This is a genomic window from Trichothermofontia sp., from assembly GCF_053493415.1.
This window is the reverse complement of the sequence record NZ_JBRCAD010000166.1, coordinates 1-16,801: the sequence shown is the minus strand read 5'-3', so window position 1 is coordinate 16,801 and position 16,801 is coordinate 1. Positions and strand designations below refer to the sequence as shown.

Here is a 16,801-nt window from a genome sequence, read left to right as displayed (position 1 = left end):
CCCCAGGGACGCCCCCCCTTACCGCCGAAACCCTCACCGCCTTGTTGCAAACGGGCCTCTATTCTCCCCCAGCCAACGCCGAGGGTTTGCAACTGTTTCCGGTCGCCCCGAAGCCGAAGACGGTGCCAGCACGCCCCGTCTCCAAATGGCGCACCTATCTCTGGCGCACGTTGGTGGTCACCCTGGCCGGGAGTGGGGCCTTCCTGGTGGGGAGTGTCTTAGCGGAACGGACCATTGGCGAGTCCCTTTTCTCCGTGCCCGGTCTGGAGCAGCCGCCCGCGATCGCGACCGTCCTCGGCCACACTCATCACCTGCTGCGGGTTGGTCAGCGGGTACCCCAGGTGGCGGCAACGACCTTGACCCAGTGGATCACACCCCCACCCGCCGCCCCGGAACTTTCCGATAGCCAACGGCAACAACTGCAAGCGGACCTGAGCCAACTTCAGGTAGAACTCGATAACCTGACCCTCCGAACAGCCGTATTAGAAGCCCAACTGGATGGTCAACATCCCAGCCTCCCCCTCGAACAGCGCTTGCAGCGGCTTGCCCAGGCCGAAACCCCCACCCCACCCCAGGGCTGGAAAGCCCGTTGGCAAGCATTAACCAACCCAGAGCGCTTTAGCGTGACCTTGCCCAGTGATGCCCTTTTTACCCCTGGCGAGAGCACCCTGCGATCGGAAAGCCTGTCAATTCTGGCCAACATCAGTGCTGACCTGCGCCGTCACACTGGAGCAACTGTCCAGGTGGCTGTGCATACCGATGATCTGGGCACAACGGTTCAAAATCGTGAACTCTCCCTACAGCAGGCCAAAACGATCGCCGACTACCTGGGAACCGTGCTTGGGGAGGAATACCGCTGGATCTTGGTTGGCTATGGCGAATCCGCTCCCCTCACCCCCAACCAAACCGATAGCGATCGCCAGCGCAATCGTCGCCTGGAAATTGCGATCGCTGAATAGACTGAGGCGCGATCGCAACGGGGATAGCCCACATAGCCATCCCAACGGCAGGGATGGCTGCACCCATTGTCCAGTCTTACCAACGAGGAGCTATCCCCAACGCCTGGAAACGGTCCGAAGCGAACCACCAGGGGGTTTGATAAGTATAAATACGCATTTTCAACTTCCCCGCACGAGACATTTACCCCGGTCCGGTGCTGCGGTACCCTATGATTAAGGAATTGTGTAAATAATATTTAGATGTATCAATGTACCAAGGGATTCGGGTCATGCTAAAGCGCTTGGTTCGCGGGTTGATGATTTTGGGCTTGTGTGCAGTCTGTGTTCTGGGTAGCTATACCCCACAGGCAGCCGCGCTGAGTCTAGGCGATGCGTCACTGAACACGCTGTTATTGGCCGCTGGTGAAGCAGGGGCAATTCGGAATGCGGCGGATGACAAACTGGTGGAGACCGCCGGCAAGGTGGACCTGAACAACTCCAATGTTCGGGCTTTTATTAATTACCCCGGTTTGTATCCCACCTTGGCTCGGAAAATTGTGGAAAATGCTCCCTACGAGAAGGTCGAGGATGTTCTCAACATTCCTGGTTTGAGTGAACGCCAGAAGGAAGTGCTGAAAAGCAACTTCGAAAATCTGACCGTTACGCCGCCGGAAAAGGCATTAGTCGAAGGGTTTGATCGGTTGAATAATGGCATTTACTCTTGGTAATGTCAGCGATCGATCTCGACCATTAACAGTGAACCTGAATTAAATTATTGAGGCGGCGGCTCCGCCGCCTATCTCAACTTCTTCTAATTGCGTAGGCACAGTTGCAATTGCGTAGGCACAGTTGCAAAAGTTGGAATTTTTCGAGCGTTCAACAAAGATTATGCTTTAGAGCATAGATTATCTAAGTTAATAGTTGCTCTGCGGCAAGGCCAGTAACTTCGGGTGGAAGGAACTGGTCTTTTATTTTGGGAACTTTGACCTTGTTGGCAACGATTCTGGGGCCTTGAGAGTCAGTTGATAAAGTCCTGGTAGGGGTGGTTTGACGACTAAAGTCGTCACTACAAACTGACTGATGCAATAGGGATGCTACCCGCCAAGCTAACCCCATATTGCCAACTAGCCGAAAGTTTAGTTAACTAGTCGAGGGATTCAACGACTCGATAGAAGGTCAGCATCGTATTGCCATACTGTTTTTGGCGACACTGGGTTAGGCTCGTCCTTTCGCCACTAATCTGTGCAGGAGGGTGCCAAGATTGGGGGCTAGACTCAACGGCCAGCTCGCCCTGGGGGCTAAGCAATTGGTGCGTCACGATCGCGCTTAAAACCGCGTCGTACAAACCACTGGCATAGGGTGGATCGAAGTAGATATAGTCAAAGCCGTCGCCCTGAAGTTTAGGGAGGATATACAGGGCATGGCCCTTGAGAACACGGAACTGTTGCGGCGGCGTGGCGATCGCCTGCCAATTGGCTTGAATCACCCGACAAGCGCGGGCTGACTGCTCAATCCCCACGACCCGCCGTGCCCCTCGACTGAGGACCTCCGCGCCGATCGCGCCACTGCCCGCACAGATGTCCAAACAATCGCGATCGGTCAGGCAGCCTTGCCAAATATTAAATAGGGCCGCCCGCACCTTAGCTGCCGTGGGTCGCGTATCTAGCCCCGCCGCCGTTTTCAGGGCACGTTTGCCAGCAATTCGGAGGGCCATGTCCCTACAACGTGACGAATTGCTGGGCACGGACATAGCTAACAAAATTAGCGAGAATTTTTAAGCCGACCTGGGCCGACTTTTCCGGGTGGAATTGCACTGCCATTAAATGATCACGGGCGATCGCGGCAGCAACCTGTTGACTGCCGTGGGTGACAGTGGCCGCCACAACTTGGGGAGCGATCGGATCGACATAGTAGGAGTGGACGAAATAGACCCAGGCGGGGTCGGGTAACGCTTGCCAGAGGGGGGCCTGGGGTTGGGTAAAGTCAAGAGGGTTCCAACCCATGTGGGGAATCGTAATCCCCGGCTCCAGGCGAAACCGCCGCACGGTCCCAGGAATGACCCCTAGACCCGCTTCTTGGCCTTCCTCGCTGCGATCGCACAGGATTTGCATCCCCAGGCAAATACCCAAAAAGGGTTTGCCGCTGGCAATCACGGCCTTCAGGGGGGCGATCAGGTCCCGCGATCGCAGGTGTTGGATCGCCGGGTCAAAGGCTCCTACCCCGGGTAGCACCACGGCATCGGCTTGCTCTAGGTCACGGGCGCGATCGGTCACGATCGTCGTCGCCCCAGCGTTTGCCAATCCTTTACAGGCTGAGTGGAGGTTGCCCATATCGTAATCAACCACGGCGATCGTGGGTGGACGATGGTCGGTGGCATCGCTCGCCATCTCAGTGCCGAAGGGGGCTGCAACGCGGTCACGGGTTAGGGACATGGCAACTCTCCCAAGTTGAATGCCGCCCCCAAGGCGAGGGCAGGGACCTTCATTTTAGCGTGATTTGCGGTGGCCCAAACTCCACCCGTGCGGCTAACCCTAGTGGGGCTACAGCCGTTCCCACTCTTGAAGTCCTGTTGAAGTACTGTCAAGCCTTGTAAACAAGGGGCTTAAGCCCCTTGTCTGTACCTCACCAAGTATGGCAGTGCTGTAGGCATATCACCGCTCCTGCCAGACAGGGGACAGAATGGCACAATGGGATCGTTGTGACTTTTCTCCCTTGACCTTGCTCGAACCGTCTGTCCCGGCGACTGCTAGCCTATCCGAAGCGCTCGGCGATCGGCCACCCGACCCTGCCGTCTGGTACGATCGTGCCCGTGCCAGTCTGCGTCGGCTGCTCACCCGCTGTCAGCAACGTCTACGCCCGGAGACCTTACCGGCCACCGATGCCGATACGGCCCACATCAGCCAAACCCTCCACCAGGCGATCCAGCAGTTAACCGCAGCCAACGAACAATTAGGGCAACGGCGGGTGCGGATTGCTGCCTTTGGGTTAGTCAGTCGGGGTAAATCTGCGGTTCTGAATGCCCTATTAGGCCAAAAATTACTGCCCACGGGTCCCCTGAATGGGGTGACCCAAGCGCCGCGATCGGTCCTATGGCACCTGACCAGCCGCGAAAACCAACCTTGGTCCGGTGTGATTGAACTGATTGATACCCCCGGCCTAGATGAAATCTCCGGCCAAGCACGGGCGGAGCTGGCCGCAAACGTGTCCCGGCAGGCGGATCTCATCTTATTCATCATCGCTGGGGACATAACCCAGACGGAATATCAAGCCCTTCTGGAATTGCGGCAGGCCCATAAGCCCCTGCTACTGGTGTTTAACAAAATTGACCTGTATCCGGATGCCGATCGCGCCAGCATTTATCAAAAACTCCAAAGCCTTGGCCAAGGAGAAACCCCCCTCCTCACGCCTGACGAGATCGTCCTTGTCATGGCCGAACCCGTACCCCTGCCCCTACGGATTGAGTGGCAGAACCAGGGCGTGACCTATACCTGGGACCAACCCCTCCCCAACGTGGAGCCGCTCCGCCAAAAGATTATGCAGATCCTCCAGCGGGAAGGCATGGCCCTCCTCGCTGTGAACGCCCTGCAACAGGCCCGACAGGTTGAACAAACGATCGCCCACACCACCCTTGTCGCCTACCAATCCCAGGCCGAGCAACTGGTGTGGAATTATGCCAAGTACAAAGCCCTGGCCGTTGCCCTCAACCCGATCGGCTTGCTGGATGTCCTGGGCGGGTCCCTGTTTGACCTGTTGTTGATCCGTGCCCTGGCCCGCCTCTATGGGCTGCCAATAACCGGGTATGAAGCGGGGAAGTTATGCAAAACCCTGGGGGTCAGTGCCGGGGGGCTAGTGTTGGCAGAGGTGGCAAGCAGTACCGTCCTTGGCCTGGGGAAAAGTACCCTCAGCCTGGGGGCCGCCGGCCTGGGGGATGTCACCACGGGCCTCTTAGGTTATCTGTCCATTGGGGCCGCCCAGGGAGCGATGGCGGGCTATGGCACCTACCTGGTAGGACAGGCCACCCAGGTCTATCTGGAGCAGGGGTGCACCTGGGAACCCCTCGGTCCCGATCGCGTTCTGCGGGAAGTCTTGGCCCAGGTCGATCGTCAAACGCTCCTCGATCGCCTCCGCCAGGAATTACTCACAGGTGTCTGAGATAAGACCCCGACAAGCTACGCACCCCATCTCTACTGAAATAATTAATTGTAGGCTGCGCTAGATCTCTGAAAGCGGGCGATCGTTCATGCTGTTCTCACCCCCGACTTCGGCTGGATCAGGTTGCTTCAGGACTTGACTCAGGGTATCCCGACTCACCGCATCGGGCGCTTTAAACTCAGCGTCCTTGGTCTCTGGGACGTCCGGGGTGAGGGACTGGTGGATCGCCGTTTGAATCCGGGTAAGGACCTGATGATCTACGGCTTCCTGGGCCAGACGAATGGCATTAAAGATGGAAGGCGCTTGGGAACTGCCGTGGCTGATAATGCAGATGCCATCTACCCCCAACAGCAGGCCACCGCCATGTTCCGCATGGTCAATGCGTTGCTTAATCCGGCGCAAATTGGGCTTGAGCAAGGCGGTACCTAGTTTACCGTGCCAGCCCTGGGGCAATTCCTCCCGCATGATTTGCAGCAGCACGCCCCCGATCGCTTCCGCGAACTTGAGCAGCACATTGCCGACAAAGCCATCGCAAACCACGACATCAAACTGACCCGACAGAACATCTCGCCCTTCGGCGTTGCCAATAAACTTGAGGTTACCGTTTTCCTGAAGTAACTGATGGGTTCGCACGGCCAAGTCATTGCCTTTGGATGGCTCTTCCCCAATATTCAGGAGGCCCACTTTGGGGTCTTCGGTACCCAGGACGTACTCACTGTAGATCGCGCCCATGAGGGCAAATTGCTCCAGGAACTTGGGCCGACAGTCCACATTAGCCCCTACATCCAGGATGATCACGGGTTTGCCCGGTACCATTGTCGGCAGGACTGCCCCGATCGCGGGCCGATCGATTCCCCGTAAGCGACCTAACCGTAGGAGCGCGGAGGCCATTGCGGCACCCGAATGTCCCGCAGAGACGACGGCATCTGCCCGTTTTTGCTTGACCAGGCTCATGGCTACGTTGATCGAGGCATTGGGCTTGCGACGGATGGCCCCTAGGGGTTCTTCGTGCATCTCGACCATGCCCTCGGCGGGGACAATTTCTACCGCAGGCCGTTGGTGGTATTGCTTTAGGGCTGCTTCCATCTGGACGGGATCACCGACCAGCAAGACTTCAATCCCCAATTCTGCCTGTGCCCGAATGGCTCCAGCAATGATCTCGGCGGGGGCGTGGTCGCCACCCATAGCATCGACTGCAACTCTTATGCGACTCGTTGTGCGACTCGAATCCATCGATTCAATCTTAAAGAAACCTAAAACATCTTAGCAGAATCCCTAGCCGCGATCGCTTGGCGGAGTCACTCCCTGGTGGTTTGGTTCTGCTCTAGCGATAATTGGGGGAGTCGTTGAATGCGATCGGGGTACTACGGTGCGATCGCGGGCTGCCCAGGTGTGTGCCCCGGCTGGGGGGTGGGTGCGAGAAACGGCGGCTTCGGTTTGCCAACTTGCCCAACACCACACCCAACGCGATACCCTCGTCCGGCCACGCTACGGCTTCCCGCCCACTGACGACATCCTGGAAAAACGCCTCACCCTCACCCGCGAACTCGCCGCCCAAGAGCAACGCGGCGAACCCGTCATCGGCCCCTGGGACCCGCCCTATCCGCAAATCCAGTAAACTATTCGGTATGCCTGCAAGAGACGAATCGGGACTTTATGGCAACCCGCGAACAGCCTTCCCTCGATCGTCAAGAGATCTTCTTTGAATGAACTATTTACTATTTGCATCTACATCATCAAGCGTAAACCGCCCGAAGTCTTGGCTCGCTTCACATCGGTTTCCCCAACGGGGATTAACATTTCTAGGATCACCGTTGCCGAACTTAAATATGGAGCCTACAAAAGCCCAAAGATCACTCAAAATAGAGCCGCTCTTCAGCAATTTTTGTTACCTCTAAACATCCCAGATTTCACCTCAGAAGCCACCTCAGTTTGTTGAAAACCCAGTGATTTCGCTAATGAGTACCCTACACAACAAGGTAGATACCCATGAAACAAATTGATCTCAAGATTCAGGGCATCTTCCCCCACCAACAGGAAACCGTCCGCACCGGCTGGATTATTCCCCCCAATGCCAACTATGCAAGACTGATCACCGCTTACATCAAGAGACAGCCATGATTACCCCAGAACCCTTTGACATCGTAGAACTACTGGTTAACCTGCCAGAGCATAACCTGTTTGTCGGTGCCCAGGGGGCGATCGTTGAGCGTTACAGCGACCAAGACTTTGAGGTGGAATTCTCTAACGAGAAGGGCGAAACCCTAGCCCTCTGTACCCTACCAAGTCAAAGCTTTATCGTGGTTTGGCAGTCCGCTACCCAGCAATGGGTTAGTGTATCCGAAAAAATTGCCGCAATTATCAACCAAATGCCCGAACGTCAGCAAGAAGAAATCCTCAACTATGCCCGCTTTCTCTACCAGAAAGCCTAGATCCATACCTCCCCCACCCTAGCGATTGACCATCCCCATGTCCAGAGCCACCATCATTCAGCCCGATCAGTCCTACACCTTTGCCGACTACTTTAAACTCAACTTCGCCCCCCAGGACATCCTGGCCCACTTTGGCGTCACCCTTCAGCGCCAATCCCTACGCTTTACCGCCTACCCTGGTCCACTCGATCGCCTGACTGACCTCAAAACCCGCCTGGAGGAAAGTCTCCCCCGCCTCAGCCTCACTAGCGCGATCGCCCGCCGGGAATTCCTGATCGCCCCCGTGCTGATGGACGTGTTGCACTACACCCAGGCAACCCTGAATGTTGAGTATCCCGTTGCCGTTAGCCACCAACTTAAGGGTTCGCTGGACTATCTGCTACAAAATCATCAAACCCTGCTGGTGATTGAGGCCAAAAATGAAGATCTGGAACGGGGTTTTTTACAACTCGCGATCGAACTGATTGCGCTAGAGCAGTGGCTTGACCCCGACCAACCCATCCTACACGGTGCCGTTTCAACGGGGAATATTTGGCAGTTCGGGCAATTCGATCGTCAGCAACGCCAAGTCACCCAAGATCTCAATCTCTATCGCGTCCCCGCTGATCTCGAAGCCCTACTCCGCATCCTTGTCCACCTCCTGACCCCTTAATTCACCTTCAAGCCAAACTGGAGAACCGCTATGACAACCCCACACCCCAGTAAAGAACGCCTCATCCAGGAAATCCAGACGCTGCCGGACACCCTAGTCAGTGAAGCTCTAGATTTCATTACCTTTATCAAGTCCCGACACCAGCAGACTCCTTCCACTCCCCCCAGTCAGGTGTTATCTCCAGCCGAAAAAAAGCAACTAATCCAGGCTATCCAAGCCGGTAAGTATGCCCACTTACTTAACTCCAGTGATGACTTTATGCAACGTAAACAAGCTGAAATCGACTCAACTCCTTAATTACTTTAACGTAGTTAGTCAGAGCGCCCTAGCACAATTCACAAAAAAGACAAGAGACACCTATGACATCCCCAACTCTCCTTGAAGAACGCCTTATTCAGGAAATCAACACGCTGCCTGATGACCTAGTGGTTGAAGTCATCGATTTCAACACGGTTATCAAATCGCAACAACCCCAACGCTCCTCCCGTCACCAGTCGTTACTCGCTTTCATAACCTGGATCAAATCCCGACAATCCCGACAACAGCAATCCGACATATTTGTACAAGCGTTACTTAATGTAAGACAAGAACTGATCCAAGACATCCAGGCGGAAAAAGGTGCCTCTACCCGCGAAGAACGCTTAGCCTACAGCCAGAAGGCGAGAGGTCGTTTCGCCCATCTGCCCAACAGTAGCGATGCCTTTGCTCAGCGTAAGCAAGCCGAAATCGACTGGGAAGATCGCAACCGATGAATACCACGTTTGAATACTCAAACCGTCCAATCAACAATGCCAAAAAGTGAATTCAAAAAAAATGAACTATCGAATCTACATGGATGTTTGTTGCCTCAACCGTCCACTGGATGATTTAGAGCAGGCACGTATCCGTTTGGAAGCTGAAGCTATCACTGAAATTATTCGGAATTGTGAAGTAGGCACCTGGACACTGGTCAATAGTGATATTATCGAATTTGAGATTGATCGACACTCAGACACCTTCAAAAAGGAATTAACTGGTGCCATTTTAGCTAAGGCAAAAGCTTACATCGCAACCAGTGTAGAAATTATGCATAGAGCAGACGATCTTATGAAATTAAGCTTTAAGTTCCATGATGCCCTGCACTTAGCTTTTGCTGAAGCTGGCGGAGTTGACGTTTTCCTCACGACTGATGATCGTTTACTAAGAAAGGCACAGCAAAATCTCAATTCCATCAAGATAAAAGTTGAAAACCCAGTGATTTGGCTAATGAGTACCCTACACAACGAGGTAGATACCCATGAAACAAACGGAAATTAGACAACGGGGATATCAGGCACTCATTGATGCCCTTGGAATTGCCAATACCCTGCGATTCTTACAACAGCTTGGCGTTGGTTACGGCAACTATACCCAAGAACGACACCAATGGCTTGACCAACTCACAATGGAGGATTTTCAAGAATTCGTGCGGCAACAATCTTCTGAACCCAACCCCTAACCAGACTCATCCGCCAAGTCCATGACCTACGAAGTTGATACCCCGATCCTCAACTCTCCCTTCGATCGCCCCGATCGCTACTGGTTTATCCAGGAGGGGGAACCGCCCCAACTGCGAGAAGGTCGCCGCCCTGCGATCGTCTATCCGCCTAAGGAGCAAAAACGCCCCTGGGAGACGAGCAATGAGATTCTGCTGCCCTGCAAACAGTTGCCGCTGGGGCATGAGGCCAGAGGCTTTGACGCCTATTACATGATGTTGGTTAACCGTATTCGGGCCATCGTCGATAGCTGGCGATCGCAGGGGTACCCCGGTGTGACCCGCACCACCCTGGATCTGTTGCAGCACTGGAATGACTCCGATGGTCGAGCAGGGATATCGGAAGACCTAAACTGAAGAAAAGAGGCTCTTCTGGTTTCTTGGTGGAAATTACGGGATACACAAATTTCTGTTGTCTCAAGCCCCTGAAAGGCTTACTCTGACTGGGTTACAGACTATCTAGACTTCATCGCCACATGACCAGAAGAGCCAGAGAAGATTGCTAGCTGTTAGAGTATAGGCATAACGAAAATGCTACTTATAGAGTGTAGACGTATAGGCATCATTATCAATAGAATTAGCCCAAATGTCGAGCATCCTGATCACTATTGGGTCGAATATAAAGTTTTATAGGAAAAAACTGGGGCTAAGTCAGGAGCAGTTGGCTAATTTAGCGGATTTGCACCGGACTTACGTTGGTTCTGTCGAAAGAGGCGAGAGAAATATCTCTGCACTTAATATTGAGAAAATTGCGACAGTACTTGGTATTCACCCAGCGAAACTACTGGAATCAAATCCCAGCGAGATCAATGGCAGATAGAGAGGAAGAAAAGGAACTGGGCGCTTGTTCACCAATTCCAGCCAACCCAGCTTTTTTAAATACCCATTGTGAGCTACCTTATGGCTTAGAAGCTATTCATGTCTATCAAGTCATGAGTGAATTTATTGACTTTATAGGTTTTATAAACGGACAACTCAGAGCAAAGGGAATGTTGCGCTTAGAGAGTTTTTTAATGCCTGCTAATTTTAGTAGTATTGTGGGCGAGTTTATAAATATGAGTATTCCAAAATATTGTTCCACTCTAGTTAAGAATCAATATCATAATGGTCATCCAGATTTGATTCCAGTAAATACTTTTCCCGACAATGCAGTTCAGCATTCAAATCACGGATTGGAGGTCAAAAGTTCTAGGCATCTTAGCGGTTGGCAAGGCCATAATCCTGAGTCAGTTTGGCTTATGTTTTTTTGCTTTGACAGTAATACATCCAATGACAAGCTTAAAAAAGTTGATCCCAAACCTTTTGTTTTTAGGGCGGTTTATGCAGCACAACTTGAGGAAGAAGATTGGAACTTTTCTGGTCGCTCTGCAACTAGCCGACGCACCATTACTGCAAGTGTTAATAAGAAAGGCTATAGCAAAATGAAAGAGAACTGGGTATATGAAGATCCATCAAATCTGTAAGGAGAGCTGATCATCTTCCGTCTGTAGTTCTACCAATTTTGGGATAGCAGCTTTACTGATATCAAAATAGTTTTTGTACCTTTCAATGCCAATTCCTTTATAGCCGACTGCTTCTGCTGCTGCGATTGTAGAACCTGATCCCATAAAAGGATCTACAATAATTCCACAGCCCAAAGGCAAAGAAGCATAAACGATTTTTCTCAGAAAGGATTGCGGCTTCAGACTGGGATGTTCTACAATTCTACGCTCTCTTTGAGGAGTACGCTCACTGGGAATCACATCTTCAAATGGGTTGCCATCAGGCTTCCTTCTTAGACCTCCAGTTCCAAATTTCTTAAGACAATCACTCACTCTCATTCCCTTCAAAAGAGGCTTCCGAAAAATACCCCAAGGCTCGTAACAACCTCGAGGCATTGAACAGACATCATCAAATTCTTCCTCAGCGTTCTTGGGCCGATCACCTCCACGTAGTGTTCTGACTAATCGAATAACTGTTCCCCTATATTCAAGCCCACCATCTATCAGTGCTTGAAAAACTAACTGCGAGAGGAAAGTATTAGATGCAATAAATATGTGACTACCCGGACAAAGCGGACGAATAACCACTTTTGTCCATTCTAAAAAGAATAGATATAAATCGGCCCTTTCCTTTTCATTAAGGGCAGTAAAGCGTGGAAGCGGAGAACGGATATTGCCATCAAATGACGGCGGTATTCTCCAAACTCCTCCCTTCCCATTCTTCCTTTTATCGAGTTGATCAAGGTCATACTCCTTAACTCCATAAGGAGGATCAGTAACAATAGCATGAATGCTATTATCAGGTAGCCTTCCTAGCCATTCAAAGCAATCTGCATGTACCACTAATGATTGGCCATGCTCAAATGACAAATAATCAAAAGCTAACTGCGGATCATGCTTTAGCACTGTTCAAGGTTACTCAAAACGCACATGATGAATAAAAGTAGCATAATCACCTAGTTGGCGCAAGCTGCCTAACTAGCAGTCCATACTTCAACCATTTGTACTATTATGGCGAATATGGCGAATATGGCGAATCTAAACGTGATTTCTGCATATCTTCTTGAATGCTAGAACTAGGGACGCTCCTTCCTATCGGGTCCTGGTGAGCTTAAGAACCTTGACCTTAAACCGTTTCGCCGGGTTAAACGTCTGCAAGAACTGCGTTTGTGAAAAATCAGGGGTTAAATTTTGCGATTCCCTACCTGGGCCGCGATGGCCGCACCCATGACTATATTCCCGATTTCATTGTGCGGTTCAAAACGGAACAACCGTGTTACCTGATCTTGGAGCCGAGGGGGTGGGACCTTCAGCGCGGTTTGAAGCGGGCGGCTGCCGATCGTTGGGTTGCGGCGGTCAATGCGGATGGCCGATATGGCTATTGGCAGTATGCCCTGTGTCAGCAGAAGGATGCCAAGCTGTTGGTGGATGAGGCTTGGCAAATCGCTATCTGCCTTACGAAGATTGGGGAGGACCCGACTAAGGCGAGCACCTAAAAAATCGTTTGGACTGTGGCTGGTCACCCTAATACGTGAGTAGATAAATTTGTAGAGCTTTTCCTTCGCGATCGTGCGCTTGCCCCGACGATTTTGCCCCACTGGCTTTTCTTTATGACCGTTATTCAGCCTAAAAGCCATCGCCCCTAAAACAATGCCCTCAACCGCGAACTCGCCGCCAAAGAGCAACGCGACGAAACTTTTACAAACGACAACAACGAGGTCAAGAACCATCATAAAAATTCAGTACTTCCCAGAAACCGACACACTCGCGATCGAGTTAACAACCAAAGCTGTTGCTATGACCGATGCCATTACTGATGACTTAACAGTCGATTATGACAGCGAAGGCAAAGTTGTTGCGATTACCTTAGATCACTATTCCCAAAATGTTGAAATCATTGATTTACAAGCCTTGGGTGTACCCTTGTTAGCAGCATAAGTCCTTACCTCCCGGCGATCGCCCCGTTCATGCCGCGTCTCCACCGGAGCATCGCGCCGCCTCTGCGCCGAAAAGTCGCGACGGGTCATCCCGGCAGGAGTCACGCTGGGGCAACAGGACATGCCCATGCAAGGAAGCGGCAAGCAATACCGGTGAGGCAGAACCGCTCTGACTGGCCTCCCGGCCCCCTTATCTGCATTCAAGGGGTTCTGACGTGATCCCGTAGATTAAACGTTAATATACGATCAGGTGATTGTTAAAATCAGTAACGGAATCTCAGGCATTTTCGCTAAGGACACAGAACATGGGTCGGGTTGGAGTACTGCTGCTGAATCTAGGTGGGCCGGAGCGGCTTGAGGATGTTCGCCCCTTTTTGTTTAACTTATTCTCCGATCCGGAAATTATTCGCTTACCCTCGCCCTGGTTGCAAAAACCCCTCGCCTGGTTGATCTCAACCCTCCGTTACCAGAAGTCCCAGGCCAACTATCGCCAAATTGGGGGTGGGTCGCCCCTGCGCCAGGTAACCGAGCAGCAAGCCCAAGCCCTCCAAACCGCACTTCAGCAGCAGGGCCAAGATGCCCAGGTGTATATCGGGATGCGCTATTGGCACCCCTTTACCGAAGAAGCGATCGCCCGCATCGAACAAGATCGGATCGAAGAACTCGTCATCTTGCCCCTCTATCCCCAATTCTCGATCAGCACCACTGGCTCCAGCTTCCGTTTGTTAGAGCGCCTCTGGGAGAGCCACCCCAACCTGCAACGACTCCGGTATACCGCCATTCCCTCCTGGTACCAGGAGCCGGGATACCTCAAAGCAATGGCGGATTTAATCCGGCAGGAGTTGGCCAAATTACCCGATCCCGATCGCGTCCACATCTTCTTCAGCGCCCACGGCGTCCCCGTCAGCTACGTGGAAGAAGTCGGTGATCCCTACCAGCGAGAAATTGAACACTGCACCGAGCTAATCATGCGCGAGTTGGGCCTCCCCAATGCCCATACCCTGGCCTATCAAAGTCGGGTCGGGCCAGTGGAGTGGCTCCAGCCCTATACCGAAGATGCAATCCAGGCATTAGCGGAACAGGGCGTAGAAACCCTGCTGGTGGTGCCCATTAGCTTCGTGTCGGAACATATTGAAACCCTGCAAGAAATTGACATTGAGTATCGCGAAGTGGCCGAAGAAGCCGGGATAAAAACCTTCCGGCGGGTACCGGCTTTGAATACCCATCCGCTATTTATTGAGGCCCTCAAAGATTTAGTGGTGTCATCGTTGGCCGCCCCCCCCCGGAGCTTGGCCGATGTTGTCCATCCCGGCAAGGAAACCAAACTCTATCCGCAGGAGCGTTGGCAGTGGGGCATGACAACCGCCGCAGAAGTGTGGAATGGTCGGTTAGCCATGATTGGCTTTATTGCCCTGATCATTGAGTTAATTAGCGGTCAGGGACCCTTGCATTTTGTTGGCCTGTTGTAGTGCCCTAATCGCCAACCCCAATCGCCAGCCCCAATATCGGGCCTCAGTCAGGGTCCTGCTTATGACGACGGGGATCGCGGGATTGACGGCTATCCGCTTGGGCAAGGTACCAACGTCGCCAACCTTGGGAAGTGCGAATCGCCAGCCAGAGCAGAAGCATCGCAATCAGTCCCCCCTGGTGCGGCGCATCGATCGCGAACAAGACCAGGGCTACACACAGAATATCCTGGGCAAAGATGACCCACAGGGGTAGGTGAGGACGGCGATAGGACCAGCCCAACATCACCAGTTGCAGGACAAAGGCAAACAGCCCCCCCACAATCCCCAGCAGCCAGATGAGCCATGCGGGGGTTTCATCCGTGGCTAAGGCAATGGCGACCCCGGCCCCCATGATGTACCCCACGATCGGGCTAAACAATAGCTGGGTGAGTTGCAGAAACCGACGGGCGAGGAACTGTTTAGAGGCCAGGAGTTCAAAGAGGGACCAACTCACTAGGACCGCAATCACCAGTCGGGGGGGAATCCCCGCTAGCAGCGGAATCTGCTCCCACAGGTCGGTGGACAATAAGCCAATGATGAGCAGTGGGAGTGCAATCCTCATGCCCGCTGCTGCGGAAGCGGAAAGGACAGCCAGGATTTCAAGCATAAATTGATGCGGGAACGTTTGCGTTACCCTTCCCTGATGCGAGATTTTAGATTAGCAATGGATGGGTCTTGACGGATAGCTGCCCCAGTAGGTTAGACATCCGGCCCAAGAATGGACCAGTGGGTGCAACAGCCGGGATGGTTATCCCACGGGGCGAGATACAGCCGGGACGGCTATCCCACGGATTGATCCATTGTCCTAAGGTTAAGACTACTCTAGCGAGAGAAGCGATCCCTGGCATGTCGTTCCTGTTACGGGAACTAACTTGCCCAAGACACCCCGCAGCGATCGCGGTCTGATAAGACTCATGCAGTTAACTTGGTGAACGTCGTGCGTAGCTCTAGGCCATGACGACTGAAGTCGTGACTACGAACGTTGCAGACTTCGGGATTTGCGCAGCCCTAGGTGAACTGTTGGCTCAGGGCTACGGGGTTATGCACCGTGATTTTTTTCTTGTGAATTGAGATCATTTGTTCCTGCCGCAGATCGCCGAGGAGCCGGGTGACCGTAACCCGTGTGGACCCGATCGCTTCGGCGATCGCCTGGTGGGAGAGTTTGAGATCGATCGTGATCCCCCCCTCAATGCCAGGAACCCCAAAATCGCGACAGAGGATCAAGAGGAAGCTGACTAGCCGTGATCCCATATCCCGATGGGCCAGGGTTTCGATCATCATTTCCGTTTGCAGAATCCGCGAGGAGAGGCCCCTTAATAGGACCAGTGAGAGGTCAGGATGTTCCTGAAGCGCCTTTTCCATTTGCTCGATCGGGATCGAAAGGAGTTCCACCGGGGTAAAGGCCACCGCATGATAAAAGCGATCGGCCCGTTGCCCCGTCAGCAACGAGAGCACCCCAAAAACGCTATTCTCCCGCAGGAGCGCCACCGTAATTTCCTCGCCCGCCTCATAAACTCGGGAGAGTTTCACCGCGCCCTTCAGCAGGAAATAGACCCGTTCCGCCGGATCTCCGGGGAAAAAAATTGTCTTACCCCGTTCATAGGTTTCCACAACGGGTGGGAAGACACTGCTACTAATCTGGCGAAAGACACTCGCCAGCGACTTATCCTGCATTAACACCATATTCCCCGCCCTAATGGATGCTGCTGTGCCAAAACTTGCCCGAATGGATTTGCTAGTTTAATAAACGTAATACAACTTTTCTAGTTTAGCGAAAAGGGCTGGTCCCATGCCATTCCCAGCCTTTTGCGGTCTTTGCGTGACTGAACTTTATACAACTGAACTTGCCTTAATTTTAGGAGTTTAGTGTTTCATCTTGTGCCTTACTCCGGTTGAGGGTGAGTATAGGGTTGGGCAGAGGCCAATGGCTAGTCAGGACCAGCACTTTCCAGGGAGCCAAAATCGCCGCTGCGGGTGTTCCCCGGTTCATCCCGTCGCAAAAAATTGCGGGGGAAGAAAGCTTAACAATACTTAAGCTGTACCGTTTCCGCTTGTTTGTAGCTCTTGATACAGATTGTCCTTCTCCAGCCAAGTTTTGTGGGTGAGGGGCAGGAAGGGGGAAAAATCGGGAAGGCAGCACGAGACCGCCGGGGCAGCATTCCAGGGGGCGACGGGCTGGGATCAGTGG

23 protein-coding genes are annotated in these 16,801 nt (G+C 52.8%); 17 read left to right on the top strand and 6 right to left on the bottom strand.

All coding sequences use genetic code 11. From position 1 onward, the window contains the following. Together ACWIUF_RS14370 and psbU are read left to right on the top strand one after the other, a co-directional pair. Positions 1-959, top strand: a 959-nt coding sequence (locus ACWIUF_RS14370; protein ID WP_448573148.1) for an OmpA family protein, incomplete at its 5' end; no start/stop codon positions are given. 269 nt (positions 960-1,228) lie between these two features. Continuing rightward, the gene (gene psbU, locus ACWIUF_RS14365) at positions 1,229-1,666 is read left to right on the top strand and encodes a photosystem II complex extrinsic protein PsbU (protein ID WP_448573147.1); all 438 of its coding nucleotides are present in this window, start codon (positions 1,229-1,231) and stop codon (positions 1,664-1,666) included. Positions 1,667-2,082: 416 nt separating this feature from the next. Here psbU and rsmD read toward each other — a convergent pair whose 3' ends face one another. Then, positions 2,083-2,652, bottom strand: coding sequence for a 16S rRNA (guanine(966)-N(2))-methyltransferase RsmD (gene rsmD / locus ACWIUF_RS14360; RefSeq protein WP_448573146.1), 570 nt, complete (start codon positions 2,650-2,652; stop codon positions 2,083-2,085). Between the two features lie 4 nt (positions 2,653-2,656). Next, positions 2,657-3,370 (bottom strand): imidazole glycerol phosphate synthase subunit HisH, encoded by a 714-nt coding sequence (gene hisH / locus ACWIUF_RS14355; protein ID WP_448573145.1) that lies wholly within the window; start codon positions 3,368-3,370, stop codon positions 2,657-2,659. Positions 3,371-3,617: 247 nt separating this feature from the next. On the opposite strand from hisH, the gene ACWIUF_RS14350 reads away from it, so the two are divergent. Next, on the top strand, positions 3,618-5,090 hold the full coding sequence (locus ACWIUF_RS14350; protein ID WP_448573143.1) for a GTP-binding protein: 1,473 nt from the start codon (positions 3,618-3,620) through the stop codon (positions 5,088-5,090). A gap of 60 nt (positions 5,091-5,150) precedes the next feature. Here ACWIUF_RS14350 and plsX read toward each other — a convergent pair whose 3' ends face one another. After that, positions 5,151-6,323, bottom strand: a complete 1,173-nt coding sequence (gene plsX / locus ACWIUF_RS14345; protein ID WP_448573142.1) for a phosphate acyltransferase PlsX — start codon at positions 6,321-6,323, stop codon at positions 5,151-5,153. A 136-nt stretch (positions 6,324-6,459) separates the two neighbouring features. Here plsX and ACWIUF_RS14340 point away from each other — a divergent pair, with 136 nt between their 5' ends. From ACWIUF_RS14340 to ACWIUF_RS14290, 11 genes are all read left to right on the top strand, one after another. Further along, the gene (locus tag ACWIUF_RS14340) at positions 6,460-6,708 is read left to right on the top strand and encodes a hypothetical protein (RefSeq protein ID WP_448573141.1); all 249 of its coding nucleotides are present in this window, start codon (positions 6,460-6,462) and stop codon (positions 6,706-6,708) included. Positions 6,709-7,079: 371 nt separating this feature from the next. Further along, positions 7,080-7,211, top strand: a complete 132-nt coding sequence (locus tag ACWIUF_RS14335) for a DUF6883 domain-containing protein (RefSeq protein WP_448573140.1) — start codon at positions 7,080-7,082, stop codon at positions 7,209-7,211. Beyond that, entirely contained in the window at positions 7,208-7,522 is a 315-nt protein-coding gene (locus ACWIUF_RS14330) for a DUF4926 domain-containing protein (RefSeq protein WP_448573138.1), read from the top strand. The genes ACWIUF_RS14335 and ACWIUF_RS14330 overlap by 4 nt, the downstream gene beginning before the upstream one ends. Positions 7,523-7,559: 37 nt before the next feature. Next, on the top strand, positions 7,560-8,174 hold the full coding sequence (locus tag ACWIUF_RS14325; RefSeq protein ID WP_448573137.1) for a hypothetical protein: 615 nt from the start codon (positions 7,560-7,562) through the stop codon (positions 8,172-8,174). A gap of 30 nt (positions 8,175-8,204) precedes the next feature. Then, positions 8,205-8,471, top strand: a complete 267-nt coding sequence (locus ACWIUF_RS14320; protein WP_448573136.1) for a DUF2281 domain-containing protein — start codon at positions 8,205-8,207, stop codon at positions 8,469-8,471. Positions 8,472-8,533: 62 nt separating this feature from the next. Beyond that, entirely contained in the window at positions 8,534-8,926 is a 393-nt protein-coding gene (locus ACWIUF_RS14315) for a hypothetical protein (protein WP_448573135.1), read from the top strand. 61 nt (positions 8,927-8,987) lie between these two features. Continuing rightward, positions 8,988-9,470: a PIN domain-containing protein gene (locus ACWIUF_RS14310; RefSeq protein ID WP_448573133.1), complete on the top strand. Its 483-nt coding sequence runs from the start codon at positions 8,988-8,990 to the stop codon at positions 9,468-9,470. Next, positions 9,451-9,651, top strand: coding sequence for a hypothetical protein (locus ACWIUF_RS14305; protein ID WP_448573132.1), 201 nt, complete (start codon positions 9,451-9,453; stop codon positions 9,649-9,651). The genes ACWIUF_RS14310 and ACWIUF_RS14305 overlap by 20 nt, the downstream gene beginning before the upstream one ends. Before the next feature lie 21 nt (positions 9,652-9,672). Continuing rightward, on the top strand, positions 9,673-10,044 hold the full coding sequence (locus ACWIUF_RS14300) for a hypothetical protein (protein ID WP_448573131.1): 372 nt from the start codon (positions 9,673-9,675) through the stop codon (positions 10,042-10,044). Between the two features lie 229 nt (positions 10,045-10,273). After that, on the top strand, positions 10,274-10,507 hold the full coding sequence (locus ACWIUF_RS14295; RefSeq protein WP_448573130.1) for a helix-turn-helix domain-containing protein: 234 nt from the start codon (positions 10,274-10,276) through the stop codon (positions 10,505-10,507). Continuing rightward, positions 10,497-11,150, top strand: a complete 654-nt coding sequence (locus ACWIUF_RS14290) for a hypothetical protein (RefSeq protein WP_448573129.1) — start codon at positions 10,497-10,499, stop codon at positions 11,148-11,150. The genes ACWIUF_RS14295 and ACWIUF_RS14290 overlap by 11 nt, the downstream gene beginning before the upstream one ends. On the opposite strand, the gene ACWIUF_RS14285 is transcribed toward ACWIUF_RS14290, so the two are convergent. After that, entirely contained in the window at positions 11,139-12,074 is a 936-nt protein-coding gene (locus ACWIUF_RS14285) for a DNA-methyltransferase (RefSeq protein ID WP_448573128.1), read from the bottom strand. The genes ACWIUF_RS14290 and ACWIUF_RS14285 overlap by 12 nt on opposite strands. 263 nt (positions 12,075-12,337) lie before the next feature. Here ACWIUF_RS14285 and ACWIUF_RS14280 point away from each other — a divergent pair, with 263 nt between their 5' ends. The 3 genes from ACWIUF_RS14280 to hemH all read left to right on the top strand — a co-directional run bounded on the left by ACWIUF_RS14280 (position 12,338) and on the right by hemH (position 14,574). After that, complete coding sequence (locus ACWIUF_RS14280; RefSeq protein WP_448573127.1) at positions 12,338-12,664, top strand: hypothetical protein; 327 nt, start codon at positions 12,338-12,340, stop codon at positions 12,662-12,664. A 154-nt stretch (positions 12,665-12,818) separates the two neighbouring features. After that, positions 12,819-13,106, top strand: coding sequence for a DUF2283 domain-containing protein (locus tag ACWIUF_RS14275; RefSeq protein WP_448573126.1), 288 nt, complete (start codon positions 12,819-12,821; stop codon positions 13,104-13,106). Positions 13,107-13,410: 304 nt separating this feature from the next. Next, positions 13,411-14,574 carry a ferrochelatase gene (hemH, locus tag ACWIUF_RS14270; RefSeq protein ID WP_448573125.1) on the top strand — a complete coding sequence of 388 codons (1,164 nt, stop codon included), beginning with the start codon at positions 13,411-13,413 and terminating at the stop codon, positions 14,572-14,574. Between the two features lie 43 nt (positions 14,575-14,617). Here hemH and ACWIUF_RS14265 read toward each other — a convergent pair whose 3' ends face one another. Together ACWIUF_RS14265 and ntcA are read right to left on the bottom strand one after the other, a co-directional pair. Beyond that, positions 14,618-15,220, bottom strand: a complete 603-nt coding sequence (locus ACWIUF_RS14265) for a DUF4126 domain-containing protein (protein WP_448573124.1) — start codon at positions 15,218-15,220, stop codon at positions 14,618-14,620. Positions 15,221-15,621: 401 nt separating this feature from the next. After that, on the bottom strand, positions 15,622-16,287 hold the full coding sequence (gene ntcA, locus ACWIUF_RS14260; RefSeq protein WP_448573123.1) for a global nitrogen regulator NtcA: 666 nt from the start codon (positions 16,285-16,287) through the stop codon (positions 15,622-15,624). Between the last annotated feature and the right edge of the window lie 514 nt (positions 16,288-16,801).

Excerpts from the sequence above, each read along its gene's own strand:
- psbU (WP_448573147.1), top strand. The coding sequence starts at position 1,229 with ATGCTAAAGCGCTTGGTTCGCGGGTTGATGATTTTGGGCTTGTGTGCA.
- rsmD (WP_448573146.1), bottom strand. The coding sequence starts at position 2,652 with ATGGCCCTCCGAATTGCTGGCAAACGTGCCCTGAAAACGGCGGCGGGG.
- hisH (WP_448573145.1), bottom strand. The coding sequence starts at position 3,370 with ATGTCCCTAACCCGTGACCGCGTTGCAGCCCCCTTCGGCACTGAGATG.
- ACWIUF_RS14350 (WP_448573143.1), top strand. The coding sequence starts at position 3,618 with ATGGCACAATGGGATCGTTGTGACTTTTCTCCCTTGACCTTGCTCGAA.
- plsX (WP_448573142.1), bottom strand. The coding sequence starts at position 6,323 with ATGGATTCGAGTCGCACAACGAGTCGCATAAGAGTTGCAGTCGATGCT.
- ACWIUF_RS14335 (WP_448573140.1), top strand. The coding sequence starts at position 7,080 with ATGAAACAAATTGATCTCAAGATTCAGGGCATCTTCCCCCACCAACAG.
- ACWIUF_RS14330 (WP_448573138.1), top strand. The coding sequence starts at position 7,208 with ATGATTACCCCAGAACCCTTTGACATCGTAGAACTACTGGTTAACCTG.
- ACWIUF_RS14325 (WP_448573137.1), top strand. The coding sequence starts at position 7,560 with ATGTCCAGAGCCACCATCATTCAGCCCGATCAGTCCTACACCTTTGCC.
- ACWIUF_RS14320 (WP_448573136.1), top strand. The coding sequence starts at position 8,205 with ATGACAACCCCACACCCCAGTAAAGAACGCCTCATCCAGGAAATCCAG.
- ACWIUF_RS14315 (WP_448573135.1), top strand. The coding sequence starts at position 8,534 with ATGACATCCCCAACTCTCCTTGAAGAACGCCTTATTCAGGAAATCAAC.
- ACWIUF_RS14310 (WP_448573133.1), top strand. The coding sequence starts at position 8,988 with ATGAACTATCGAATCTACATGGATGTTTGTTGCCTCAACCGTCCACTG.
- ACWIUF_RS14305 (WP_448573132.1), top strand. The coding sequence starts at position 9,451 with ATGAAACAAACGGAAATTAGACAACGGGGATATCAGGCACTCATTGAT.
- ACWIUF_RS14300 (WP_448573131.1), top strand. The coding sequence starts at position 9,673 with ATGACCTACGAAGTTGATACCCCGATCCTCAACTCTCCCTTCGATCGC.
- ACWIUF_RS14295 (WP_448573130.1), top strand. The coding sequence starts at position 10,274 with ATGTCGAGCATCCTGATCACTATTGGGTCGAATATAAAGTTTTATAGG.
- ACWIUF_RS14290 (WP_448573129.1), top strand. The coding sequence starts at position 10,497 with ATGGCAGATAGAGAGGAAGAAAAGGAACTGGGCGCTTGTTCACCAATT.
- ACWIUF_RS14275 (WP_448573126.1), top strand. The coding sequence starts at position 12,819 with ATGCCCTCAACCGCGAACTCGCCGCCAAAGAGCAACGCGACGAAACTT.
- hemH (WP_448573125.1), top strand. The coding sequence starts at position 13,411 with ATGGGTCGGGTTGGAGTACTGCTGCTGAATCTAGGTGGGCCGGAGCGG.
- ACWIUF_RS14265 (WP_448573124.1), bottom strand. The coding sequence starts at position 15,220 with ATGCTTGAAATCCTGGCTGTCCTTTCCGCTTCCGCAGCAGCGGGCATG.
- ntcA (WP_448573123.1), bottom strand. The coding sequence starts at position 16,287 with ATGCAGGATAAGTCGCTGGCGAGTGTCTTTCGCCAGATTAGTAGCAGT.